The 15,459-nt window shown below is 63.3% G+C and carries 13 protein-coding genes; 5 read left to right on the forward strand and 8 right to left on the reverse strand.

Annotated elements, in window-relative coordinates:
• Positions 1-5: 5 nt before the first annotated feature.
• From alaS to dapA, 7 genes are all read right to left on the reverse strand, one after another.
• Entirely contained in the window at positions 6-2,669 is a 2,664-nt protein-coding gene (alaS, locus tag K3178_RS07440; RefSeq protein ID WP_221570691.1) for an alanine--tRNA ligase, read from the reverse strand.
• Between the two features lie 68 nt (positions 2,670-2,737).
• Entirely contained in the window at positions 2,738-3,364 is a 627-nt protein-coding gene (locus K3178_RS07445) for a glutathione S-transferase family protein (RefSeq protein ID WP_221570692.1), read from the reverse strand.
• A gap of 220 nt (positions 3,365-3,584) precedes the next feature.
• On the reverse strand, positions 3,585-4,646 hold the full coding sequence (gene recA, locus K3178_RS07450; RefSeq protein WP_221570693.1) for a recombinase RecA: 1,062 nt from the start codon (positions 4,644-4,646) through the stop codon (positions 3,585-3,587).
• Between the two features lie 147 nt (positions 4,647-4,793).
• Entirely contained in the window at positions 4,794-7,268 is a 2,475-nt protein-coding gene (locus tag K3178_RS07455) for a hybrid sensor histidine kinase/response regulator (protein WP_221570694.1), read from the reverse strand.
• Entirely contained in the window at positions 7,265-7,798 is a 534-nt protein-coding gene (locus K3178_RS07460; RefSeq protein WP_221570823.1) for a DUF2062 domain-containing protein, read from the reverse strand. The genes K3178_RS07455 and K3178_RS07460 overlap by 4 nt, the downstream gene beginning before the upstream one ends.
• 184 nt (positions 7,799-7,982) lie before the next feature.
• Positions 7,983-8,465: an SsrA-binding protein SmpB gene (gene smpB / locus K3178_RS07465; protein ID WP_221570695.1), complete on the reverse strand. Its 483-nt coding sequence runs from the start codon at positions 8,463-8,465 to the stop codon at positions 7,983-7,985.
• Between the two features lie 42 nt (positions 8,466-8,507).
• Positions 8,508-9,389, reverse strand: coding sequence for a 4-hydroxy-tetrahydrodipicolinate synthase (gene dapA, locus K3178_RS07470; protein WP_221570696.1), 882 nt, complete (start codon positions 9,387-9,389; stop codon positions 8,508-8,510).
• A gap of 95 nt (positions 9,390-9,484) precedes the next feature.
• On the opposite strand from dapA, the gene K3178_RS07475 reads away from it, so the two are divergent.
• From K3178_RS07475 to K3178_RS07485, 3 genes are read left to right on the forward strand one after another with little or no spacing between them, the layout of a single operon-like run.
• Positions 9,485-11,449 carry a lytic transglycosylase domain-containing protein gene (locus tag K3178_RS07475; RefSeq protein WP_221570697.1) on the forward strand — a complete coding sequence of 655 codons (1,965 nt, stop codon included), beginning with the start codon at positions 9,485-9,487 and terminating at the stop codon, positions 11,447-11,449.
• A gap of 23 nt (positions 11,450-11,472) precedes the next feature.
• Positions 11,473-11,952: a transcription elongation factor GreB gene (gene greB / locus K3178_RS07480; RefSeq protein ID WP_221570698.1), complete on the forward strand. Its 480-nt coding sequence runs from the start codon at positions 11,473-11,475 to the stop codon at positions 11,950-11,952.
• Complete coding sequence (locus K3178_RS07485; protein WP_221570699.1) at positions 11,945-12,427, forward strand: hypothetical protein; 483 nt, start codon at positions 11,945-11,947, stop codon at positions 12,425-12,427. Before greB ends, K3178_RS07485 begins: the two co-directional genes overlap by 8 nt.
• A gap of 67 nt (positions 12,428-12,494) precedes the next feature.
• Here K3178_RS07485 and K3178_RS07490 read toward each other — a convergent pair whose 3' ends face one another.
• Complete coding sequence (locus tag K3178_RS07490) at positions 12,495-13,157, reverse strand: outer membrane protein (protein WP_221570700.1); 663 nt, start codon at positions 13,155-13,157, stop codon at positions 12,495-12,497.
• A gap of 295 nt (positions 13,158-13,452) precedes the next feature.
• Here K3178_RS07490 and rlmN point away from each other — a divergent pair, with 295 nt between their 5' ends.
• Both rlmN and K3178_RS07500 read left to right on the forward strand, forming a co-directional pair.
• The gene (gene rlmN / locus K3178_RS07495) at positions 13,453-14,712 is read left to right on the forward strand and encodes a dual-specificity RNA methyltransferase RlmN (RefSeq protein ID WP_221570701.1); all 1,260 of its coding nucleotides are present in this window, start codon (positions 13,453-13,455) and stop codon (positions 14,710-14,712) included.
• On the forward strand, positions 14,709-15,308 hold the full coding sequence (locus K3178_RS07500; protein WP_221570702.1) for a class I SAM-dependent DNA methyltransferase: 600 nt from the start codon (positions 14,709-14,711) through the stop codon (positions 15,306-15,308). Before rlmN ends, K3178_RS07500 begins: the two co-directional genes overlap by 4 nt.
• Positions 15,309-15,459 lie beyond the last annotated feature (151 nt).

A 15,459-nucleotide genomic window follows, 5' to 3' on the forward strand; every position in this document is an offset into this window, starting at 1 on the left:
CCGGGTCAGGCGTTTTCTTTTGCCAGCGCCTCGCGGACCGCGGCGATCGCAGCATCGGCCTTCGAACCGTCCGGCCCGCCGCCCTGCGCCATGTCGGCGCGGCCACCACCGCCCTTGCCGCCCAGTGCCTCGACGCCTGCGCGCACGAGTTCGACGGCACTGAAGCGCTCGGTCAGATCGTCGGTCACGGCTACGGCGAAAGCACCCTTGCCATCATTCACCGCGCAAATCGCTGCGATGCCAGATCCCATGCGGGTCTTGGCCTCGTCGAGCAGCGGGCGCAGTTCCTTGGGGTTGAGGCCATCGATGACCTGCCCGGAGAACTTCACACCGCCGATATCTTCATCCGCGGGTCCGGAATCGCCCGAGCCGCCGCCACCGAGCGCCAGTGCGCGCTTGGCCTCGGCCAGTTCCTTCTCGAGCCGCTTGCGTTCGTCGACCAGTGCGGAGACGCGCGCAGCCGCCTCGTCGGGCGAGGTCTTGAGCGCGCTTGCGATGGCACGCACGGTCTCGTCGCGGGCGAGCAGCCACTGGCGTGCGGCTTCCCCGGTCAGCGCCTCGATCCGGCGTACGCCCGAGCTTACTGCGCTTTCGGTGACGATCTTGAACAGGCCGATATCGCCCGTCGCCTCGACATGCGTGCCACCGCACAGTTCGACCGAGTAGTTCTTGCCCTCGCCGCCCTTGCGGCCCATCGAGAGGACGCGAACCTCGTCACCGTATTTCTCGCCGAACAGCGCGAGTGCACCTGCGGCTACGGCATCGTCGGGCGTCATCAGGCGCGTGCCGACGGTTTCGTTGGCGCGGATTTCCTCGTTCACCTCGGCCTCGATCGCAGCGATGTCCTCGTCGCTCAGAGGCTTGGGATGCGAGAAGTCGAAGCGGAAACGGTCATCCGAAACCAGCGAGCCCTTCTGCGTCACATGGCCGCCAAGGCGGTTGCGCAGCGCGGCATGGACGAGGTGCGTTGCCGAGTGATTGGCACGGATGCGGTCCCGGCGATCTGCGTCGATCTCGAGGTGGACGGCGTCACCGACCTTCACGCTACCCTTGGCGATCTTCGCAATATGCGTGTGCAGGCGGCCGAGCGGCTTGTTCGTGGTCGATACCGCGATCTCCAGGCCTTCGGGCGTCCAGATGCGTCCGGCATCGCCGGTCTGGCCGCCGCTCTCGCCATAAAAGGGGGTCTGGTTGGTGAGGACGATCACATCGTCGCCCTCGCCCGCGCTGTCGACTTCCTTGCCGTCCTTCACCAGCGCGACCACCGCGGCCTCGCCCGTGTCGGAACTGTAGCCGGTGAATTCGGTCGAACCTTCGCGCTCGGCGATATCGAACCACACTTCTTCGCTCGCAGCCTCGCCAGAGCCTTTCCACGCGGCGCGCGCGGCGGCTTTCTGTTCGGCCATGGCGGCATCGAAGCCGTCCTTGTCCACCGCTATCCCGCGGTTGCGCAGAGCGTCCTCGGTCAGGTCGTAGGGGAAGCCGTAGGTGTCGTAGAGCTTGAACGCGGTTGCACCATCGAGCGTGCCGCCCTCGCCCATGTCGCCAGTGGCTTCGTCGAGCAGCTTGAGGCCCTTGTCGAGCGTGCGGCGGAACTGCGTTTCCTCGCGCTCGAGCACTTCCTGGATCAGCGGCTGTCCACGCACCAGTTCGGGGTATGCCGCGCCCATTTCGGTGACGAGCGCAGGCACCAAGCGGTGCATCAGCGGCTCGCTCGCCCCAAGCAGGTGCGCATGACGCATGGCGCGGCGCATGATCCGGCGCAGTACATAGCCGCGACCTTCGTTGCTCGGCAGCACGCCGTCGGCAAGGAGGAAGCTCGTCGAGCGCAGATGGTCGGCAATGACGCGATGGCTCGCGGTCTGGTCGCCCTCGGCCTTTACGCCGGTCAATGCCTCGCTCGCACCGATCAGCGCCTTGAAGGTGTCGGTATCGTAATTGTCGTGCACACCCTGCATCACTGCCGCGACACGCTCGATCCCCATGCCGGTGTCGATGCTGGGCTTGGGCAGGTCGCCGACGATCTCGTCGTTTTCCTGCGTGAACTGCATGAAGACGAGGTTCCAGATCTCGACGAAGCGGTCGCCGTCTTCCTCCGGCGATCCCGGAGGGCCGCCCCAGATGTGGTCGCCGTGGTCGTAGAAGATTTCCGAGCACGGGCCGCACGGACCATCCGAGCCCATGGCCCAGAAATTGTCCTTGGTCGGGATGCGGATGATGCGTTCGTCGGCAAAACCGGTGCGCTTCTTCCACAGGTCGAAGGCTTCGTCGTCAGTGTGGTAGACGGTGACCAGCAGACGGTCCTTGTCGAGCGCCCATTCCTTGGTCAGCAGCGTCCAGGCGTGGTCGATCGCCTGTTCCTTGAAATAGTCGCCGAAGCTGAAATTGCCGAGCATCTCGAAGAAGGTGTGATGCCGCGCGGTGTAGCCGACATTGTCGAGATCGTTGTGCTTGCCGCCGGCACGCACGCATTTCTGCGCGCTGGTGGCGCGCGGTGCAGGCGGGGTTTCAAGGCCGGTGAAGGCGTTCTTGAACGGCACCATGCCCGCGTTGACAAACATGAGCGTGGGATCGCTGAAAGGCACGAGCGGCGCGCTCGGGACCTCGGCATGATCGTTGCTGCCGAAGTAATCGAGGAAGGAGCGGCGGATTTCATTGGTCGACGTCATGCGGGCGCAGTTAGGCAATCGCGGCCCGCGCGACAAGCGTCAAACCGCGCATATGCGCCGCAGAACATCTACCACATGAAATATGCGCCGCCGCGCTCGCGGGCGCGTTGCCAGGCGGGGCGTGCATGTATGGCCTCGACGAAGCGGGCCAGCTTGGGGGCCTTCTCGCCATACCCCTGCATCACCGCGATTTCGGCAGGAAAACTCATCATGACGTCGGCGGCAGACCAGTCGGAACCGACAAAGTGGAGGTCATCGGAGATGTTGTTCTCGGCGTATTCGATATGCGCGGCGAGCTGCTCGTCGATCCGCGGCATGGCCGGAGCCGCAGCCTCGCCCAAGCGGGCGGCGACCAGCTTGAGCATGACGGGGACAAAGAAGGAGCTTTCGCCGAACTGCATCCATTCGAGGTGGTCGATCCACGCGTCGGACGATCGATCGGGAAGCCAGCTTTCGCCGCCATGCCGTTCACAAAGATATTCGATGATGGCACCGCTTTCGGCGACGCGGCGGCCGTCGTCCTCGATTACCGGCGACTTTCCAAGCGGATGCGCCGCTTTGAGTTCGGGCGGTGCGAGATTGGTCGTCGCATCGCGCTGGTAGGAGACGATATCGTAATCGGCCCCGAGTTCCTCGAGCAGCCACAGGATGCGCTGCGAGCGGCTGTTGTTGAGGTGGTGGACTGTGATGGTCATGCGCTTTCCCCTGCTGGTTATTTCCTGCCTAGGGAGACGAAACGCACTAAGCCAGCCTCAATGCGGATCGGGCCCACACACGCGAAAAGCCGGTGCGGCGGCAATGGGAGAGAGCGCGCGCACCGGCTTTCCGTGTTTCCGGGAGCGCCGGGGGACAGTCCGGCTGTGACGTGGGGCGGGGAATGAGGTGCCGCACGCGCTCCCGCTTGAAGCGATGTGATCAGTCTTCCGCGTCCGGACCAGTCATCATCTCTTCGGCGACCTCGTCGGTTTTGCCGCGGATCGCAGCTTCCAACTTGGCGCACATTTCGGGGTTTTCCTTGAGGAAGGTCTTCGCATTCTCGCGGCCCTGGCCGATGCGGACGCTGTCATAGCTGAACCAGCTGCCTGACTTTTCGACTACGCCGGCCTTCACGCCGAGATCGAGGATTTCGCCGATCTTCGAGATACCTTCGCCATACATGATGTCGAATTCGACCTGCTTGAACGGCGGAGCGACCTTGTTCTTGACGACCTTCACGCGGGTCGAGTTGCCGATCACCTCGTCGCGGTCCTTGATCTGGCCGGTGCGGCGGATGTCGAGACGGACCGAGGCATAGAACTTGAGTGCATTACCGCCGGTCGTGGTCTCGGGGTTACCGTACATCACGCCGATCTTCATGCGCAGCTGGTTGATGAAGATCACCATGCACTTGGAGCGGTTGATCGAACCGGTCAGCTTGCGCAGCGACTGCGACATCAGGCGGGCCTGGAGTCCGACGTGGCTGTCACCCATCTCGCCTTCGATTTCTGCACGGGGGACGAGCGCGGCCACCGAGTCGACCACGAGAACGTCGATCGCGTTCGAGCGGACCAGCGTATCGGTGATTTCGAGCGCCTGTTCGCCGGTGTCGGGCTGCGAGACGATCAGTTCGTCCACATCGACGCCCAGCTTCTTGGCATAGACCGGGTCGAGCGCGTGTTCGGCATCGACGAAGGCAGCCGTGCCGCCCGCCTTCTGAGCTTCGGCGATCACATGCAGTGCCAGCGTGGTCTTGCCCGAGCTTTCCGGACCATAGACTTCGATCACGCGGCCCTTGGGCAGGCCGCCGATGCCGAGCGCGATGTCCAGCCCGAGCGAACCGGTGGAGACCGCCTCCACATTCATCGTTTCCTTCTGGCCCAGCTTCATCGCCGAACCCTTGCCGAATGCGCGATCGATCTGCGCAAGCGCGGCGTCCAATGCCTTCTGGCGGTCTGCGTCCACTTTCTTATCCTCTACAAGCTTCAGACTGGCCGCCATGACATATTCCCCTTTCGCTTTTCCAGAGCCCGATCGAACTCTTCAACTGCCAAGGGGTGTACCGCGTTTGTTCTTCAAGAACAAGAGTGGAACAAAACTTTTTTCCAACAGGGCCCTCACCCGCAGGAATCTGCGGTTTAGCGCGATTCAGGCGTCCACTTTTGCCTGTTCTCCCAGCACCTCGGAAACTTTCGCGTTGATCTGCTGGACGCTGAAGGGCTTGGGGATGAAGTGCATGTTGTCGATGTCGATGTCGTTGCGCAGCTGCTCTTCGGCATAGCCCGACATAAAGAGGATGGGGATCTTCGGCTTCACCTTGCGCACCGCGCGCGCCATGGCGGGGCCGTCCATCGCCGGCATCACCACATCGGACACGATCAGGTCGAATTCGACATCGCCATTGGCGACCTGTGCGAGTCCCTCCTCGCCGTCGCGCGCAGTCGTGACGGTGTAGCCCGCGCGGACAAGCGCGCGTTCGGCCACGGCGCGGACCATGTCTTCGTCTTCCACCAGCAGCAGCTTGCCGCCACCCGACCATTCGCTGGCCTTGGCTTCCTCGGGCTCGTCGCCCCGCATGGAGGCAGGGATCTCGCCCTTGTGGACCGGCAGGTAGACGGTGAAGCGCGCACCTGCCGCCTCGCCGCTGGCATCGGTGACATTGTCGGCGAAGATGAAGCCGTTCGACTGCTTGACGATACCGTAGACGGTCGAAAGGCCGAGGCCGGTACCCTTGCCCTGCTCCTTGGTGGTGAAAAAGGGCTCGAAAATCTTGTTGAGGTGCTCTGCGGGAATGCCGCCGCCCGTGTCCTGAACGATCAGCACGGTGTAATCGTCGGCGGGCATGATATCGATGCCCATCTTGCGCACGTCGCGCGCCGAAACGCGGCGGGTTGCGAGCGTGAGGCGGCCCTTCCAGTCCTGCTTGCCCGTCTTCGCGGCATGGCTCTGCATCGCGTCGCGCGCATTCACGGCAAGGTTGATGATGACCTGCTCGAGTTGCTGAGGGTCGGCCCGAACGGGGCCCAGTTCCCGGTCGTGGCGAACCGAGAATTCGATCTTGTCGCCCATCAGGCGCTTAAGCAGCTGGCTGACTTCGCTGACCACGTCGGGCATTTGCAGCACAACGGGGCGCAAGGTCTGCTGGCGCGAGAAGGCGAGCAGCTGGCGCGTCAGGCTGGCTGCGCGGTTCGAGTTCGCCTTGATCTGCTGGATGTCGTCATAGTCGCTGTCGCCCGGCGTGTGGCGCAGCAGCATGAGATCGCAATAGCCGATGATCGCGGTCAGCACGTTGTTAAAGTCATGCGCGACACCGCCTGCGAGCTGGCCAACTGCCTGCATCTTGGTGGCCTGCGCGACCTGGCGGCGGAGGCGCTTTTCCTCGGTGGAATCGCTGATCGAGAGCAGCACTGCTGCATCGCCCAGCCCGCGCACACCGGCAAGGCCGATCGAGACCGGCTCTTCCTTGTCGTTGGCGAGGCGCACCGCCATGTCGCCGCTGGCGGTCGCGCCCTTGGCGAAGCGGCGCACGGTATCGGCCATGGCAGCCTTGTCCTCGCGCACCACGAGGTCGGAGGGAAATTGAGGCAGGCCCAGTTCCTCACGCTCGACCGCGCGCAGGAAGGCCTTGTTGGCGAAGAGGAAGCGCCCGTCGCGGTCGGTCAGCGCGAGGCCAAGCGGGAGAGCGGACAAGAGCGCCTCGAGCTGCGGGATCGCCGCCTTGCCACTGCCCTGCCAGCCGCCGCCGATGCCCACCGTGCTGTCGACCAGCAGCATGAGCGATGGCGCGGCCTCGCCTTCCTTGTCGGTCGGCGGATCGAGGGGGATATGCACGAGCGTCTGCGGCGAACCCTGCTGGCCCTCGCGCGCAAAGAAGATGCGATCCCGGTCGTCGGAGCGAAGGAGCTGGACGAATTCCTGCCCGGCAAGCGAGCTATCCTTGGTGCCGGTCGCCCGTTCTCCGAGGCCGGGCGTGGCAACCTGCACAATGCCGTCGGGCGCGACGAGCGCCAGTTCGATGCCCGAGCGCGACATGATGTGTCCGAGCGGCCCGGCAATGCGCTCCTGCATTCCGTCATAAGTGCGTTCCCGGAGGATTTCCCCGAAGCGCCAGACCAGGAAATCCTCGCCGCGCCCGACCCGTTCGATCACGAGGCTATAGGATTTCTCGCCCATCGAAAGTTCGAGTTCGGTGCATTCGGCGTGCCCTTCGCGCCATGCCTGACGAGCTGCTTCCGCAATCTTTCCCTTTGCTTCCTCCGAGAAAGGCAATTCGTGAGGAGCGAGGTCGGCACCGAACCAGCGCTCGTAGGTCGAGTTTGCGCAGGTGAGGCGGTTGGCCCGGTCCACCACGGCAACGCCGCGGCGGCGGTTCTGGATGGCAGCTGCGGTGACACTCCAGTCCGGCTGTCCGGTCACTTCCTCTGCCGACTTGTTCGAATAGCGCGGGACCAAGAGGAGGGTCAGGACAACGACGATCAACGCGCCGCCATATGCTGCGGCTGCCAGTGCAGTGCCGGCGGCGAGCCAGACGAAGCCCACCGAAACCGCGAATGCGAGCAAAATGCCGAGGATGAGCGGAACCGGTGGCAGACCGTCCGTTTCGGTATCGGCACCGAAACTCATTCGCCCTTGTCCTCCAGACGGTCGTCGAGTCGATTTTCCATGCGCACGAGGCGCCGCTCGCGCTTGCGTGCGACCACGAAGCGCCATGCGAAACTTGCGGCAAGGTAGCCGACGGCCGAGGTCACGATTGCCAGGACAAGGAAGCCGAAAGCAGTAACTCCGCCGAGTTCGAGCCAGCGCGCGAGCGCTCCGCTATCTTCGGCCAGTTGCCCCGCACCGGTGCCGACCGCGGCATCGATGTTGAGAACGAAGCGACCCGTCTGGTTGGCGAAAACGAGCCAGAATGGCAGCGTGAAGGGATTGGTGACGAACGTCACGAGCGCCGCTAGCGGGACGTTGGCGCGAGCGGGGAGCGCCATAAAGGCAGCCAGGAAAATCTGGCCGAGCGGCACGATAAAGGCCGCAAAGAGGCCCAATGCCACCCCTCGCGGCACGCTGCGACGGGTGAAACGCCAGAGTTCGGGTGACAGAAAACGGTGTGCGATCGGCTTGAGGAAACGGTTTTTCGCCATTTCTTCGCGCGTAGGCATGTGCTTACGGATAAAATCCGCAAGGAAAGTCTTGGACTTGAACCCGCTCACTGCCACGCCTTTGCCATGCGCGCAGCAGCTTGCAGGCGCAAGGGGCGGAAACAAGGATTGTGAAGCGAATACGGCATGATGTTCGATGTGGTTAGCACATGGGCTTTGCGAAAGGGGTAAGGCAGAAGGTTTTTTATCCCTTTTCACGCATCAGCCGCGCCTTGTCGCGCTTCCAGTCGCGATCCTTGATCGTCTGGCGCTTGTCATGCGCCTGCTTGCCCTTGGCAAGTGCGAGCTCGACCTTCGCCCGCCCGGTCGAGTTGAAGTAGATCGACAGGGGGACCAGCGTCATGCCCTTGCGCTCCACGGCACCGAACAATTTCTCGATCTCGCGCGCATGGAGCAGCAGTTTCCTCGGCCGGCGCGGTTCGTGGTTCAGGCGGTTGCCATGCGAATATTCGGGTAAGTTGGCGTTGATCAGCCACACCTGCCCGTCGCGCACCTCGGCGTAGCTTTCCTTGATGCTCGCCTCGCCCGCCCGCAGTGCCTTCACCTCGGTCCCCTGCAGCGCGAGCCCAGCCTCGAAAGTTTCCTCGACATGATAGTCGAACCGCACACGCCGGTTATCGGCGACGGTCTTCTGCTTGTCGAACGTGGCGGGTTTGGGACGGGCCATAACGGTGGGCGCATCTAGGCGCTGGAACCGTTTATGCCAAGCCTAGAGGATCCCAGCGATCTCCAGCGCCTCATCTACCTGCCTGCGGCTTTCTTCGCTCGCATTGCACAGCGGCAGGCGGACGTCGGGCGAAAACCAGTCGTGCACGCGGCTAAGCGCGTATTTCACAGGAGCGGGGCTCGCGTCGGAGAACATGGCGTAATGCAGCGGGAAGAGCCGGTCGTTGATCTCGCGCGCCTTTATTAGGTCTGCGGCGGCGATGGCCTCGTGGAATTCGGCACAGAGTTTGGGTGCGACATTGGCGGTTACCGAAATACAGCCCGATCCGCCCGCGGCGCTATGTGGCAGCCATAGTTCGTCATTGCCAGACAGCTGGCAGAATTCGCGTCCGATCCCCATGCGGTGGTCGGCAACGCGCGACAGATCGCCGCTGGCGTCCTTGATGGCGACGATCCGGTCGGGGTATTTGTTGACCAGCTGGCAAACGGTCTCGTCCTCGATATCGGTCACCGTGCGCGCAGGCACGTTGTAGAGCACGATGGGCAGGTCGCTGTTTTCGGCCAAATGGCTGAAATGGGCGATCAGCCCGCTCTGGCTCGGCCGGTTGTAATAGGGCGCGACGCAGAGGCCCGCCGCAGCGCCCGCCTTTTTTGCGAACTGCATGTGCAGCAGCGCATTGCGCGTGTCGTTCGAACCGCAACCGGCGATCACCGGCACGCGTCCGGCGGCCTGCTCGATGCAGACTTCGATCACCCGGTGATGCTCGGCATTGGAGATGGTCGAAGCCTCGCCCGTCGTCCCGCAGGGGACCAACCCCTTGCTGCCGTTTTCGATTTGCCAGTCCACCAGCTTGCGGAAAGCGGCTTCGTCAAACGATCCGTCGCGAAAAGGAGTCGCCAGAGCCGGAATCGAGCCTGAGAACATTTTCCTGAGTCCTGCGTTAGTTATATGAAAAACGGGCGCAATATTGCACCCGCGGTAACTTTTGTTCACCGCCTGATAAGGAGGGGCCGGGCATAATGTCCAGTATGGGCCGAAAAACAGTATTTTCTTTCGCACTTCTCGCCGGCAGCGCGCTGGCGCTCCCCGTGGCTGCGCAGGCGCAAACTCCGACAAGTTGGCCTGATCGCGACAATTCGATGGTTGCGCAGGCGCCGACGCGTGCCGGGCAGGCCGTCAGCCAGTGGGAATATCTGACGAAGGCGGACAATCTATCCTTCGCCACCTATGCCGGCTTTATCACCAACTATCCCAATTTCCCCAAGCAGGAGCTGTTGCAGCGCCGCGCAGAGGACGCGCTCGATCGCGATGCGGTGACCCCGCAGGCGCTGGTCCAGTTCTTCGACGCAAATCCGCCCATCACCAACAGCGCACGCGGTCGTTACGCGCTTGCCCTCGCCGCCATGAACCGGCCCGAAGCGGCCGACATGGCGCGCAAGGCATGGCGCGGCGGCACGATGAGCGGCCCTGCCGAAGCCTATATGCAGGGCCTGTTCGCGCAGACCTTCACCCCCGCCGACCATGACGCACGCATGGATGCGCTGCTGTGGCAGGGGAATCTCGAGGCCGCTTCGCGCCAGATCCTTCGTGTATCGCCCGCCTACCGTCAGATGGCACAGGCGCGGCTTGCGCTGCTTCAAGGTAGCACGCCGAGCGCGGCTGGTCTGACCGTCCCCGATGGTGCGCTGAACGACAGCGGCTATGTCTACAATCTGGCGAAATATTATCGCAGCAGTGGGCAGCTTCCCTCGGCTATCAACCTGCTTTCGACGCGCGCGCAATTCGCTTCGCCCGCCTTCGACGGGACCGATTTCGTCAGCGAGAGCCTGCGCATCGCGCAGGGTGCCGACGCCCGCAGCGCGGTGAACATCGCCTCCAAGGTGGACGACCTCTTTGCGCCCGGAACCGACATTTCGAACGGCTCCTTCACGCTGCGCGACAAATATACCGACCTCATGTGGCTTGGCGGCACCAAGGCGCTCTGGTCGCTGGGTGACGGCGCCAAGGCCGCACCGCTGTTCTATCGCTACGGCGCTGCAGGTCGCACTCCGCTCACCCGTGCCAAGGGCTTCTACTGGGCCGGCCGCGCTGCCGCGCGCTCGGGCAACCAGTCCGAAGCACAGCGCTATTGGGAAATGGCCGCGGCCTATCCCGACTATTACTATGGCCAGCTGGCCCTCTCTGAGATGGGCAAGCCCGCCCCGACATTCGCGCCGCTGATGACCGCCGGCGTGGACGAGGAAACCCGCCGCGCATTCAACTCCGCCCCGCTTACCGAGGCGCTGCGCGATATCGCTCGCAACAGCCGCGATTGGCGCACGGAACGCGCGTTCTTCGAAGCTATCGCCGAGAAGGCCGAGACACCTGCCGAAATGTCGCTCGTGGCAGAACTGGCACGCGAAACCGGTATGAATGAGATGGCTGTCGTCGCTGGCATGGTTGCGGGCGAGAATGGTATTGCCGGTTTCGAACGGCTGGGTTTCCCCACGGTTGACACGCATTACGGCGCAAACTGGACCATGGTTCACGCCATCGCGCGGCAGGAAAGCGAATTCGACCGCACCCGCGTCAGCCACGCTGGCGCGCGCGGGATGATGCAGCTGATGCCGGGCACTGCGCGCGAGGAAGCGGGCAAGGCCGGAATCCAGTACATGTCGGCCAGTCTTACCGACGATCCGGGCTACAATATCCGTCTCGGCGACCAGCACTTCGCGCGCCTGATGAGCCGCTACAACGGAGCCTATCCGCTCGCCCTGGCTGCATACAATGCCGGTCCGGGACGGGTGAACGAGTGGCTGCGCCTCAACGGCGATCCGCGCACGGGCGCCGTCGACTGGGTCACCTGGATCGAGAAGATCCCCGCCAATTTCGAAACCCGCTATTATGTCATGCGGGTCATCGGGAACGCGGTGAGCTATGCCAATATGCACCCCGACAAGTCGGCCGCCTACCAGCGCGACATCAAGCATTACCTTCCGCGCTGAGTTCAGCTAGGTCGCCCCGCATAATGCAGGGCAAGACCAATCCGATTACGCCGCAAGGCTATGCCGCTCTCAAGGCGCGCTACGACCATCTGCTCGGCAAGGAACGGCCGGAGATCGTCGAGATCGTGAGTTGGGCCGCCGGAAACGGCGATCGCAGCGAGAATGGCGACTATCTCTACGGACGCAAGCGCATGCGCGAGATCGACCGCGAGCTGGGCCACCTTGCGCGCCGGATGAAGGCGGCCAAGGTCCTCTCGCCTGCGGACCAACCCGATAAATCACGCGTCTTCTTCGGCGCGAGCGTCGAGCTCGCCGACGAGGACGACACGCGCAAGACCGTCACACTTGTGGGGGACGACGAGCAGGACGCAAGCGCGGGCCGGATCGGCTGGTCGAGCCCCCTCGCCCGTGCGCTCAAAGGCGCCTCGGTCGGGGATTTGCGCGTGGTCAAGCTTCCCTCGGGCGACAAGGAATGGGAAGTCATGGCGATCGACTATGCGTAAGATAGCCCTTCCCGCCCTCGCCCTGATTGCCCTTGCCGCGCCGCTGGCCGCCAAGGACAGCCTCGGCGTTTTCGGTACATGGGGCGCCTTCCGCGATGCCTCGGTCCCGCGCTGCTACGCGATTGCCGAAGCAGAGCCGAACACCGCATCGAGCAGCTTCCAGCCCTATGCCACCGTGGCAAGCTGGCCCGCCCGCCGCATCCGCGGCCAAGTCCACTTTCGCCTCTCGCGCGAGCGGCGACAGGGGACCAGCGTGATCGTGCGGATCAATCGCCGCAATTACGCGATGAGCGGCGGCAAGGCCGATGCCTGGGCTCGCGATGCGGCAGGAGACGCAGCCATCGTCGCTGCCATCCGATCTGCCGATAGCCTGCGCATCTACGCCACCGATACGCGCGGGCGGCGCTTCTCCGACGTTTACGCCCTCGCCGGAGCGGCCACCGCCATCGATGCGGCCACTCTCGCCTGCTCCTGAGCCGCGCATGAAAAAGGCCGGAAGCGCATGCACGCTCCCGGCCCGATTGTTCAGTTCCGACAGACGCTTAGAAGCGCATGCCGAAGCCGGCCATGACCTGGTGACGGTCGAGGTCGATATCGGGGATCGACACGTCTGGCGCATCGCCTTCGAAGTCGATTTCCGCATCGCTGTAGTTCGAATAGCGATATTCGACCTTGGCAAAGGTATTGCCGCTCAGCGCGTATTCGATGCCGGCACCGACGCGATAGCCATCGGTGTCGATGTCGCTGTCGAACTCGGTGGTGCCGTCGCTCGAACGCAGGTTGAAGGTGGCGTTGGTGTAGCCGCCCTTTGCGTAGACGAGGAGGTCGGGAGCAGCCTTCACACCGACGCGTGCGCCGAGGTAAAGATCGCGGCCCGCTTCGACATTGCCAAGGCCGATGCCTTCGAAATCGCCGTCTTCGAACTCGGTTTCCGCAGTCGAACCGGTGTACTCGGCTTCGAGTCCGAGGACCACGCCGCCGGCATTGAAGTCGTAACCTGCACCGACGCCATAGCTCAGGCCGTCGATCGACTGGTCGTTGTTCGGATTGGCATCGTCATCGATGCTGCTGCCGGCCTGGCTTACGTCGTAACCGGCAAGAGCTTCGAGGCGGAAGCCATCGAAATTTTCGCTTTCCTGCGCCATGGCAGGGGTAGCAGCGGCAAGCATCGAGCCTGCGACGAGAAGTGCTGCGGTGGTCTTCATTGGATATTCTCCGTTTTTGTTGTCCGCCGTCATTTGCGACCGCGTGGACCCTCAAAACGGCACGAAACCCGATCCGGTTTCCTGAATATAGTACAACCAAAAAACGTGATTTTTTAGCCACATAAACTGCGACGAGAAGACGCTTTCGAGCGATGAGTTGTGCGTTGCACAAAATTTCGACGAGTGGCGCCGCATTTTCGGCGGACGTAAGGAACCGTAAGCCGCGCGAAGTATTTTTTCGCGCCCGCGCACGGGCTTTCAATCTCGCTCTCCCGCGCCTATATGCCCGCCACCCATGGCAGACACGAATTTGATGAGCATCCCCGGGCAGGTTGACCCGGTCCCCGTTGCGCGTGACATCACGCCGCGCGCCGATGGCCGCGTGGACCTGATCGGCCTTCCCAAGGATCGTATTCGCGAATTGTTCGAGGAAGCCGGGCTCGAGCCCAAGCAGGCCAAGCTGCGGGCCAAGCAGGTATTCCACTGGCTCTACCATCGCGGCGTCATCGATTTCGAGGCGATGACGGATATCGCCAAGACCATGCGCCCCTGGCTGACAGAGCGCTTCGTCATCGGCCGCCCCGAAGTGGTCGAAGCCCAGCATTCGACCGACGGCACGCGCAAGTGGCTGCTCAAGACCGCCGACGGTCATGAATTCGAGATGGTCTTCATCCCCGATGCCGACCGCGGAACACTTTGCGTGTCGAGCCAGGTAGGCTGCACGCTCAACTGCCGCTTCTGCCACACCGGTACGATGAAGCTGGTGCGCAACCTGACGCCGGGCGAAATCGTCGGACAGGTCATGCTGGCGCGCGATGCTCTGGGCGAATGGCCCAAGGGCTCGATGGCGGGCCTCGACGATGCCGAGGACGAGGGCCACTACACAAGCGACGGCCGCCTCCTCACCAACATCGTGATGATGGGCATGGGCGAACCGCTCTACAATTTCGACAACGTCAAGGGTGCGCTCAAGCTTGTGATGGATGGCGACGGGCTAGCCTTGTCCAAGCGTCGCATCACCCTCTCGACCAGCGGCGTCGTGCCGATGATGGATCGCTGCGGCGAGGAAATCGGTGTGAACCTTGCCGTCTCGCTCCACGCGGTGACCAAGGAAATCCGCGACGAGATCGTGCCGCTCAACAAGAAATACGGTATCGAGGAACTGCTCGAAGCCTGCGCCGCCTATCCCGGTGCGAGCAATGCCCGCCGCATCACCTTCGAATATGTGATGCTCAAGGACAAGAACGACAGTGACGAGCATGCCCGCGAACTCGTCCGCCTGCTCAAGCAGTACAAGCTGCCCGCCAAGGTGAACCTCATCCCGTTCAACCCCTGGCCGGGCGCAGCTTACGACACCTCTACCCCGGAACGCGTCAAGCGCTTCTCCGACATCGTGTTCGAAGGCGGCATCTCCGCACCCGTCCGCACCCCGCGTGGCCGCGACATCGACGCGGCTTGCGGCCAGCTCAAGACCGCAGCAGAAAAGAAAAGCCGCGCCCAGCGTGACCGCGAGGCGGCAAAAGCCGCAGAAGCCGCAGAAGCCGCCAGCGTGTGAGCGCGGATGCGGCGACGATCGCCTATTACCAGGCGAATGCGCCGCGCTACACGCTGAGTTTCGGGCAGGCGCCTAGCCGCCATCTCGATCGCTTTCTCGACCGGCTCGAACCAGATGCGTGTGTGCTCGAACTGGGCTGCGGCGGAGGGCGGGATTCTGCGCGGATAATCGAGCGCGGGTTCGACCTCGATGCGACCGACGGAACGCCTGCGATGGTCGCGAAAGCGAACGAGCGCTTCGATGTCGGCGCGCGGGTCATGCGGTTCGACGAGCTCGCTGTAGAAGGCGAATATGACGCAGCGTGGGCGCATGCCTGCCTGCTGCATCTTGCGCGTGCGGATATGCCCGGAGTTCTCGCTGCGATTCTCCGTGCTCTCAAGCCGGGCGGATGGCATTTCGCCAATTACAAATTGGGTGACGGTGAAGGCCGTGACCCGCTGGGTCGGCTCACCAACCTTCCGGACGAAAGTTGGCTTGAAGCGGCCTATCGCGATGCAGGCTTCGATATCGAGGCGACCGAACGCTACCGCGGCGAAGGCGCCGACGGTGTCCAGCGCGACTGGTATGCGCTCACCCTTCGCAAACCCCAAGGCTAGAGCCATTGCGGCAAGGCGCTTTCCTACAGCTTCGCCCTATGCTCAAAGAATCGCCATGAGCACCCGCGACCTTGCCGAAACCCTCTATTTCAGGCGATTTGGGCCGGGCGGTGATTTTGCTTTCAGGACCGTGTTCCATCCGTTCCAAGCT

The sequence above is a fragment of the Qipengyuania sphaerica genome, assembly GCF_019711595.1.
Lineage (GTDB): Bacteria > Pseudomonadota > Alphaproteobacteria > Sphingomonadales > Sphingomonadaceae > Qipengyuania > Qipengyuania sphaerica.

What these genes read in the sequence shown, in the direction of transcription:
- K3178_RS07475 (WP_221570697.1), top strand. Translation starts at nt 9,485, where the DNA reads ATGTCCAGTATGGGCCGAAAAACAGTATTTTCTTTCGCACTTCTCGCC.
- K3178_RS07455 (WP_221570694.1), bottom strand. Translation starts at nt 7,268, where the DNA reads ATGAGTTTCGGTGCCGATACCGAAACGGACGGTCTGCCACCGGTTCCG.
- K3178_RS07490 (WP_221570700.1), bottom strand. Translation starts at nt 13,157, where the DNA reads ATGAAGACCACCGCAGCACTTCTCGTCGCAGGCTCGATGCTTGCCGCT.
- K3178_RS07485 (WP_221570699.1), top strand. Translation starts at nt 11,945, where the DNA reads ATGCGTAAGATAGCCCTTCCCGCCCTCGCCCTGATTGCCCTTGCCGCG.
- smpB (WP_221570695.1), bottom strand. Translation starts at nt 8,465, where the DNA reads ATGGCCCGTCCCAAACCCGCCACGTTCGACAAGCAGAAGACCGTCGCC.
- K3178_RS07445 (WP_221570692.1), bottom strand. Translation starts at nt 3,364, where the DNA reads ATGACCATCACAGTCCACCACCTCAACAACAGCCGCTCGCAGCGCATC.
- recA (WP_221570693.1), bottom strand. Translation starts at nt 4,646, where the DNA reads ATGGCGGCCAGTCTGAAGCTTGTAGAGGATAAGAAAGTGGACGCAGAC.
- alaS (WP_221570691.1), bottom strand. Translation starts at nt 2,669, where the DNA reads ATGACGTCGACCAATGAAATCCGCCGCTCCTTCCTCGATTACTTCGGC.
- greB (WP_221570698.1), top strand. Translation starts at nt 11,473, where the DNA reads ATGCAGGGCAAGACCAATCCGATTACGCCGCAAGGCTATGCCGCTCTC.
- dapA (WP_221570696.1), bottom strand. Translation starts at nt 9,389, where the DNA reads ATGTTCTCAGGCTCGATTCCGGCTCTGGCGACTCCTTTTCGCGACGGA.
- K3178_RS07460 (WP_221570823.1), bottom strand. Translation starts at nt 7,798, where the DNA reads ATGCCTACGCGCGAAGAAATGGCGAAAAACCGTTTCCTCAAGCCGATC.
- rlmN (WP_221570701.1), top strand. Translation starts at nt 13,453, where the DNA reads ATGGCAGACACGAATTTGATGAGCATCCCCGGGCAGGTTGACCCGGTC.